A 7,746-nucleotide genomic window follows, 5' to 3' on the forward strand; every position below is an offset into this window, starting at 1 on the left:
TCAAGAAAGTGGTGACGCCCGCCGCGCGACGGGACGCGGTGCGTCGCGCTCGCCGGCTCGGCATGAGCGAGCGACGCGCGTGCGGGCTGATCGGGATCCATCGTTCGACGTGCCGCCGGAAGCCGAGGCGCGGCGACGCCCCGGGACTTCGCGAGGCGCTGCTGCGGCTGGCGCAGGAGCGGCCGCGCTTCGGCTACCGCCGGCTGCACGTGCTGCTGCGGCGCGAGCTGCCGGGAATCAACCACAAGCGGGTGTACAGGATCTACCGCCGGGAGGGCTTGGCCGTGCGGCGCAAGCAGCGCAAACGCCTCGCCCGCGAGCCGCGCGTGCCGATGCCGCCGGCGACCAGGCCGAACGAGTGCTGGTCGATGGACTTCACGCACGACGCCCTGGAGTCGGGCCGTGCGTTCCGGACGCTCAACGTCGTCGACGTGGTCACGCGGATGTGCCTCGCGACCGAGGTCGACGCGTCGCTGCCGGCGGCGCTCGTGCTGCGCGTGCTCGACCGTCTGGCCGCGGCGCACGGCCGTCCGGGAACGCCGACCGACAACCCCTTCGTCGAGAGCCTCGACGACAAGTTCCGCGACGAGCGCCTGAACCAGCAGTGGCTCGCCGGTCTCGCCGACGCGCGCTTCGCCATCGAGAACTGGAGGATCGACTACAATCTCAACCGGCCGCACAGCTCGCTCGGGAACCTGACCCCCTGCGAGTTCGCGGCGCAGGCTTCAGCGGGCCTCCGGGCGGCGCCGCCGCCCTCCGGCCCGCTGAAGCTCGAAGAACCCGCGATACATTGACTCTCGCGATCGTTGGAGGAGCCACAGCGGGCAAGCCACGTCCGAAATCGCTTGTGCCGCATGGCACAGCAAAATGTGGCCACAGCTCTTCTCACGACCAGCGAACGGCGCCGCCATTATTGCCTTCAACTCCGCTGGTCGCCGGAGAATAGTCCACTCCGTTTCCAGAGTTGTTTGCGCTTGTGCTGCTACCGAGGATGACGCCTTGCCACGCGGCGTAGTAGCCAACGCCGTTGCTCTTGGCCGTTGCGCCGTTGGCGTAGATGGCACTGTTGTTCGACGCATTGAAGCCAGAATCGCTGCTGAAGAAGGCCCCGGCGCTAGCAGCATGCACGGCAGACCCAACGTCGCCAAGAAAGCCGATCACATTGCTGGCGGCAACCGCACTCGGCGCAGAGATGCTCCCATCGACCGTTGCTTGGTATCCGTACGTGTTATTGGCAGAGTAAGACATCGCTGCGCTCATGCGTCCAGCTGAAACGCCAAATCCCGTCGCGCAACGTATTGCACTGCAGTGCGCCCCAGCGACGATGTTCCCGCCGTTGTATGCGTAGAAACCGAAGTCGTGAACATTGAAGACCGTGCACTTCTCGACTCCAAGGGATCCGCTCGCCTCAATGCCGCTGCACGGCGACGCTGCCGATCCGACGATCAGAAACCCGCGAAGAGTCGGCGGCGTAGCGCAGGCACTCAGCACGCCCTGCGCAAAGCCCGTGAAGTCGATAATCCGATTGGGGCAAAACACCACGCTTGTCCCAAGGCGAACCGCTTCCGCGACGCCGGCAGGATTGACATACGTCACCGCCTTGTTTGCTATATCGACCGACACGACGGGGAAACGTCCCACATTTCCGGCGTTGCTTGCACCTGCAATGATAACGCTGTCCGTCGAGTCGAAGTCACTTGGCGGTGCAGCCGTCATGCTGATCGTGCAGTTGTTGCCGCTCTTCGTAATGGAACCCGTCGCCGCAAGACACTGCCCGGCCCCGTCTCGAGCATCGCCTTGGATGGTGACCAGATTCGCGTACGGCTGCGATGCAAGGACCAGCGTTTCGGTGTATGTCCCTGGATTCACGTTGATAGTCACGGCGGATGAGAGGACGGCACCGGAAAGAGCATTCCATGCGTCCATAACGGACGTGAAGTCTGCCCCAGAGGAACCGACTGTTATGCTCTCCGGGGTCGTGACGCCAACTAAGAACGTCTTGAAGCTGCCATTCGAGTACCGAGCGCGCGCAAACAGCCGGCCTGTCGCTTCGTCAGCATACAGAGCCACGCTGCCCAAAAGGAGATCATCGTCGGAGACCGCGGAGGCTGGCAACGCCAAAACGCTTGCAGGCACGGCGCTCGTCCCCCTGAGAACCATCATCTGCTTCCCGTTGGAACTCAGAATCAGGTCGTTGTCCGAACTGACCATCCCTGCCATAGACCTCTCCCTCCGCGCCTAGACCTCGGCGACAAGCTCGATTGCTTCAAAATGCAGCCACGCGTAGTCGGATTCCTCGCCCATCAATTCGGCGCGAAACTCAACAAACTGCGGCGACGACGCGCGCAGGCGGCAGCTATAAGCGAACCGCTCAGAAGCGGCCACGATGCGGTCGAGTACGACTGTCTCAAGTCCGCCGTCAGCCTCTACCACGCGAACGACAACTCTAATGGGAGGACTCGCTGGATGCTCGTTTCTGACGGCGAACGAAAGTGTGTCGATGGCGCGGAACGGATCAGAACTCCGAGCCACCACCGGTCCCCGGCTCCTCGGGTTTGGGGCAATGAAGAGATGTTGCCTCTCCTGCCATGCGTGCTTGGCGGATGCAGCGTTCAAGAAATCGAACTGCGGTTGCGGGTGCCCCTGAGACGGCTTCTCCAGATCGACGTACAGCATGTCCGTCTCGAGGTCCGCTTTGGGGTAGAGCCCAAGTTGTTCCTCGAAACGTCGAAAGAAGGCCTCGTCAAGAGGCCGAGTAAGTCTGTGGTGGTTCGTAATGGCCAAGCCCAGATCGGCGAACAAGGCCAGATACTGCTCAGGCGTCCATCCGTTAACCCACTCCGGGCATCTCGGCTCTCTGCCCTGCGAGATGAAGTACCGTCTAAAGGTATCCGCCGTGAACAGAAGGTGCGGCCACGGGAAAAAGACATAGCGGTAGAGATGTGACCCTATCGCGCTCCGTTGGAAACCCATGTTCACGTGCATCGCGCCGCCTGGAACAAGAAGATGCTCCGCGACACTCAGCATTGCGCGTGGATCACGAACGTGCTCCAGAACTCCGTTGCTGAAGATGAAGTCGAATCGCCCGAGACTCGATGTATCCTGTGTCGAGATGTCCAGGACCTGCGTGTGAAGGTTCCCAATGTCGCACAGTGAATCCCAGCAATGTTGAAGTGCAGGCGAGATATCGACAGCCACGACCTCGCAACCACAGTCTGAGGCGAGTCGGGCAGCTATTGACGCCTCCGCGCACCCAATTTCGAGAACGCGCTTATTGCGGAGCCCGAACTGAGAATCAAGCTGCGCCGCTTCGCGTCGAGCTCTCTCTGCGACTTCTTGCGTTGAGTAAGACCTTAGCTCTGGCACCAGCGGCTTTCGCTGATACTCGTCATTCAACGAAGCAAACAGTGCAAGATCATGTAGCATTCTGCGATGATAGCACTGGCTGCCGTTGTGCAACGGCAGATATGGGATCCGCTGCGTGACACCTGCCTGCATCCGTCGTTGGGAGTTCACGCAGAAGGGAGTTGCCCGCGGCGACATTCGGCGCGCCATAAGAGGACGAGGAAGAGAAGCCCCAAACGACAAGTCAGCGGTACGTCTCGGCACGACGTGGCACCTAGCCCAGAGTGGCTTCGCTTTTCCTTGGCGTTTCCTGGCTGGCGCAACGCTCTTCGGCACGACCCACCGCCAAGGGCGCCGATCATGGCGGTCCGCTGGCGCGTCGGCACAGACCACCTGAAGACCTGTTCGATCGTCTACTACGCTCCGGACGGAACCCGCGTCGTGGAGCGGGTCGGCGTTCTCCGGCCCGACGCGACGAGCCGGGAGCGCGACGCGCTCGAAGGCCGGGCCGCCCTTCTCTCCGCGACGCGCCGCTCGGAGGTGGCGAGCGGAACGTGGACCCCGCCCGCGGCCAAGAAGGCCGCCGGCCTGACGCTCAAAGAGGCGGTGGCCCGCTTTCTCCGCGAGTACCGCTCGCGCAGCGGCTCGAAGCGGTACTACGCCGAGCGCGCCGACGTTTGGCTCGACGGGCTGCCGACCTCGAAGCCCCTTTGCCGAATCACCGCCGCCGACGTGGAGCGGTTCCGGGACGAGCGGGCGGCAAAGGTCAGCGGGACGACTGTCCGAAAGGACTTGATCGCGCTCGGCACGTTCTTCCGTTGGGCTAGGTCGCGGGGGCTCGTGGACGCGAACCCCGCGGACCGCGACCTCGTGCGGCGCCCGAAGGCCGAGCCGCATCGGTTGGAGCGTCTGGCGCCCGACCAAGAGACGGCCCTGTTGAAAGCCTGCCCGCCGTGGCTCGCGCGGATCGTCCGATGGTGCCTCTACTCCGGCATGGACCGCAGCGAGGCCATCGGTCTGGTCTGGGCCGACGTGGACGAGGCCCACGGGCGAGCCCACTGTCCGCGGGCCAAGACCGGCGAGCCCCGCACGGTCCGCCTGAACGGAACGCTCCGAGACGTTCTCGCCGAGGCGAAGAAGGTCCGGACGATCGCCGGCGAAGGGCGGGTCTTCCTCGGCCGGACCGGCCGCCCCGTGACCGTCAACGGCGCGAACCTCGCCCTGAAGCGCGCCTACGCCGCGGCCGGCGTCCCTTGCGTCGCCCCGTGGAAACGCCTGCGCCACGAGTACGCCTCGCGGCTCGCCGAGCAGGGCGCGGGAACGTTCGAGCTGATGCAGCTACTCGGGCATACCACGCCCACGATGGCGGCCGTTTACGTCAACCTCACGGACGAACACCTGCAAACGCTCGTGGACCGGCTGGACCGCGCTCGCGGGAAAAATCGCACCTCTCGTCGCACCTCGAAATCGCCGCAGGAAACGGCCCGCTGATCGCCTCAACGTAAGTCGCTGAACGGCAATCGGTTAACTGGCGCGCCCGGCGGGACTCGAACCCACGACCCGCTGCTTAGAAGGCAGCTGCTCTATCCGCCTGAGCTACGGGCGCGCGCCGGCGCGAACGTTAACCGCGGGAAGGGGCGCGGCGCAACAGACCGCGGTCGGCGCGCGCGGCGGACGCCGCCGTCGCGCCAGTCCCCGCCGGCGGCCTTGATGCCGCCTTCGGCGCGCGCGGCGGACCCCGTTGCCGCCGATCGGGAACGGCGCGGTAAACTCGCCCCCGGAGGGTCGGCAATGATCGAACGCCGCGCCGCGTGGATCGAATTGGTCGTCGTCTTCGTCGCCACCGCCGCCGCCGCCGCGATCGGCGCGGCCGGCTCCGTCGCGGCCGGGCCGTTCTACGCCGAGCTGCAGAAGCCGGCGTGGGCGCCCCCCGCCGGCGTCTTCGGGCCGGTCTGGACCGTCCTCTACGCGCTGATGGCGCTCGCCGCCTGGCTCGTCTGGCGCGAGGCGGGACGGCGCGCCGTCCCCGCGATCGTCCTCTACGGCGTCCAGCTGGTCCTCAACGCCGTCTGGCCGTGGATCTTCTTCTCGTGGAACAAGGGGGTCCTCTCCCTCGTCGAGATCCTCGTCCTGTGGGCGGCGATCGCCGCGACGGTCTACCTCTTCGACCGGATCAAGAGCGTCGCCGCCCTGCTCCTCCTGCCCTACCTCGCGTGGGTGACGTTCGCCGCGGCGCTGACCGGCAAGCTGCTGCGGCTCAATCCGGACTTCCGCTGAGGCGGACGGCGGCCCGGCGGCCGCCGCCCGCCCGCGGTTCGTCGATCAGGTGGTCGGCCCCAGTTCGGCGTGGCGCGCCCGGACCGGCGGCGGAATCGCCTTGAGCTTCAGCGTCTTCTTCCGCTCGTCCACGGGGACCGTCTTCAACCGTTCGTAGTCGGTGATCCGTTCGCGGATCTCGCCCAGCACCGACTTCAGCACCCGCCGCGACTTGAGCGTCGTCTCCAGCGTCTGCTGCAGGCGGATCGCCTCGTCGAAGTTGTCGTGGCCGGCCATCAGGTCGGTGATCTGGTCGATCCGGTTCTTGAGCTTGATGTGGCCGAGCGTCTCGGCGGTGACGTTGGCGTCCTTGGTGAGGATCGGAACGAGGCTCTTGCGGATCTCGTCCACGTTGACCGGACGGACGCCGATCTTGGCGTCCGTGCCGCCGATCGCGCGCATCGTCCCCTCGCCCGTGAACTTCAGCGTCTTGTAGCCGATCAGCCGCGGGCGGTCGAGCGCCAGCCGCGCGTGGACCGCGACCGGCCGGTCGGCCAGCCGCTCCGCCGTCTCGCGCAGCACGTCGTTGGCCCGTTCCAGGACGCAGGTGCCGCCGAAGGCGAGCGTGCGCCCGACCTCGTCGGTGAAGTAGTCCTGCGCCAGGAACTGCTCGTCGTAGGTCTTGGGCGGCGTGACGCGGATCACGATCGGCTTGGAGACGACGTCCTCCTCGTCGTTGCGGACCGCCGCCTGGATCAGGTAGCGCCCCGGCTCGGCGATCGACCAGCCGCCGCGGCCGACGGAGATCAGGTGGGAGTCGTAGATCGAGTCGTTCGGGCCGAGGACGACCTTGCGCGGCTCGTTGCACTGCGAGGCGTACGGCGTCAGCGTGCGGGCGGCGCGTCCCTCGCGCTTGATCACCAGCGTCAGCGTGTTCAGGTTGCGCAGGATCGCCTCGTCCACCATCACCGGGTTGTTCGAGACGTTCTTGAGCTTCAGCTCCACGACGACCGGCTCGAGGTAGCCGAACGTCGGGTCGCCGCGGTTGACGCGGACCTCGAGCCGCAGCGGCGTCTCCGGCATCGCGTTGAAGCCGATGAAGCCGTGGTGGTCGAACCAGTCGGCGTTCCCCGGCTCGACGAACTTCGCCGGGGCGTGGCGCAGGAACAGCAGCTCGCGGTCGCTGAAGCGGTACTGGAAGTTGGCGAAGAAGTTCTGCTGGCCGCCGACCGCCGCGAGGTAGGGGTAGTTCATGAAGCTCAGCGCGGCCGGCTCGTTGGCCAGCGGGATCCACGGCGTGCCGAGCGCCTTCTGCCAGGAGTGGGCGAGGTTGACCGTGTGCCCCATCTCGTGGCAGGCGGTCCAGAACCGCATCCGCTCGACCCACGCCGTCGGGTTCGGGTCGTTGGCCGGCGGGTCGGCGATGAACGACTCGGTGAAGATCGCGCATCCCTGCCGCTCGTTCGGCCCGATGTCGTCGAACATGATCCCGCCGAGGCTCGTCCCCTGGTCGCTCATCGAGGCGAAGAAGGTCCACATCGACCACTGCGCCGTGTTGGCGAAGCGCGACCAGTACTGCTGCATCGCGTCGTGCAGCTCCATGTTCGACCACTTGTCGTCGGCCCCCGCGTCGGGATGGACCGGGACGATGTTGTCGCCGCCGGTGCGGCGGACGTCGAAGCCGGCCCGGCGGTAGACGTCCTCGATCGTGAGGGTGCGGATCGGCAGGGTCGGCGGATGGTTGGGGTGGGCGCCGGTGTCGATCCGCGTCGTCGGGTGCGCGCGGTCGTCGGCGTCGAACTCCATCTCCAGCGTGCGGTAGTAGGGGGAGAGGTAGCCGTAGTTGACGGTCACGCGGTTCCCGCCCCCGCCGAAGAACGTCGCCGAGGCGCGGCGGTGCGACGGGAGGAGGTTGCGGACGGTGGTGATTTCGACGTTGGTGAACGGGAAGAGCGTCTGGTCCCCTTCCTTGTACCAGATGTCCCCGCGGTAGGTGTTGACGGCGATCCGCGTCAGCGACGCGACCCAGTTCACGAGGCGGCCGCGCGCGATGTAGTTGACGCCGCTGGCGGTCATCTGCGGGTCGTTGCCGTCCACGTCGAGCCGCAGTTCGTTGAGGTTGAACTGCCAGATCGGCACGCTCGG

The 7,746-nt window shown here is 66.1% G+C and carries 6 protein-coding genes and 1 tRNA gene; 3 read left to right on the top strand and 4 right to left on the bottom strand.

All coding sequences use genetic code 11. From position 1 onward, the window contains the following. Positions 1 to 794, top strand: a 794-nt coding sequence (locus LLG88_16435) for an integrase core domain-containing protein (GenBank protein ID MCE5248496.1), incomplete at its 5' end; no start/stop codon positions are given. Positions 795 to 885: 91 nt separating this feature from the next. On the opposite strand, the gene LLG88_16440 is transcribed toward LLG88_16435, so the two are convergent. Then, positions 886 to 2,220 carry a hypothetical protein gene (locus LLG88_16440; GenBank protein MCE5248497.1) on the bottom strand — a complete coding sequence of 445 codons (1,335 nt, stop codon included), beginning with the start codon at positions 2,218 to 2,220 and terminating at the stop codon, positions 886 to 888. A gap of 18 nt (positions 2,221 to 2,238) precedes the next feature. Then, positions 2,239 to 3,426 carry a methyltransferase domain-containing protein gene (locus LLG88_16445; protein ID MCE5248498.1) on the bottom strand — a complete coding sequence of 396 codons (1,188 nt, stop codon included), beginning with the start codon at positions 3,424 to 3,426 and terminating at the stop codon, positions 2,239 to 2,241. A 279-nt stretch (positions 3,427 to 3,705) separates the two neighbouring features. Between LLG88_16445 and LLG88_16450 the strand changes: the two genes are divergently transcribed. Next, complete coding sequence (locus LLG88_16450; protein ID MCE5248499.1) at positions 3,706 to 4,836, top strand: tyrosine-type recombinase/integrase; 1,131 nt, start codon at positions 3,706 to 3,708, stop codon at positions 4,834 to 4,836. A gap of 38 nt (positions 4,837 to 4,874) precedes the next feature. Here LLG88_16450 and LLG88_16455 read toward each other — a convergent pair. Continuing rightward, positions 4,875 to 4,951 (bottom strand) — tRNA-Arg (locus LLG88_16455). 185 nt (positions 4,952 to 5,136) lie between these two features. On the opposite strand from LLG88_16455, the gene LLG88_16460 reads away from it, so the two are divergent. After that, positions 5,137 to 5,622, top strand: coding sequence for a tryptophan-rich sensory protein (locus tag LLG88_16460; protein ID MCE5248500.1), 486 nt, complete (start codon positions 5,137 to 5,139; stop codon positions 5,620 to 5,622). Positions 5,623 to 5,667: 45 nt separating this feature from the next. Here LLG88_16460 and LLG88_16465 read toward each other — a convergent pair. After that, positions 5,668 to 7,746, bottom strand: a 2,079-nt coding sequence (locus tag LLG88_16465) for a hypothetical protein (GenBank protein MCE5248501.1), incomplete at its 5' end; no start/stop codon positions are given.

The organism is bacterium (assembly GCA_021372775.1).
Lineage (GTDB): Bacteria > Acidobacteriota > Polarisedimenticolia > J045 > J045 > JAJFTU01.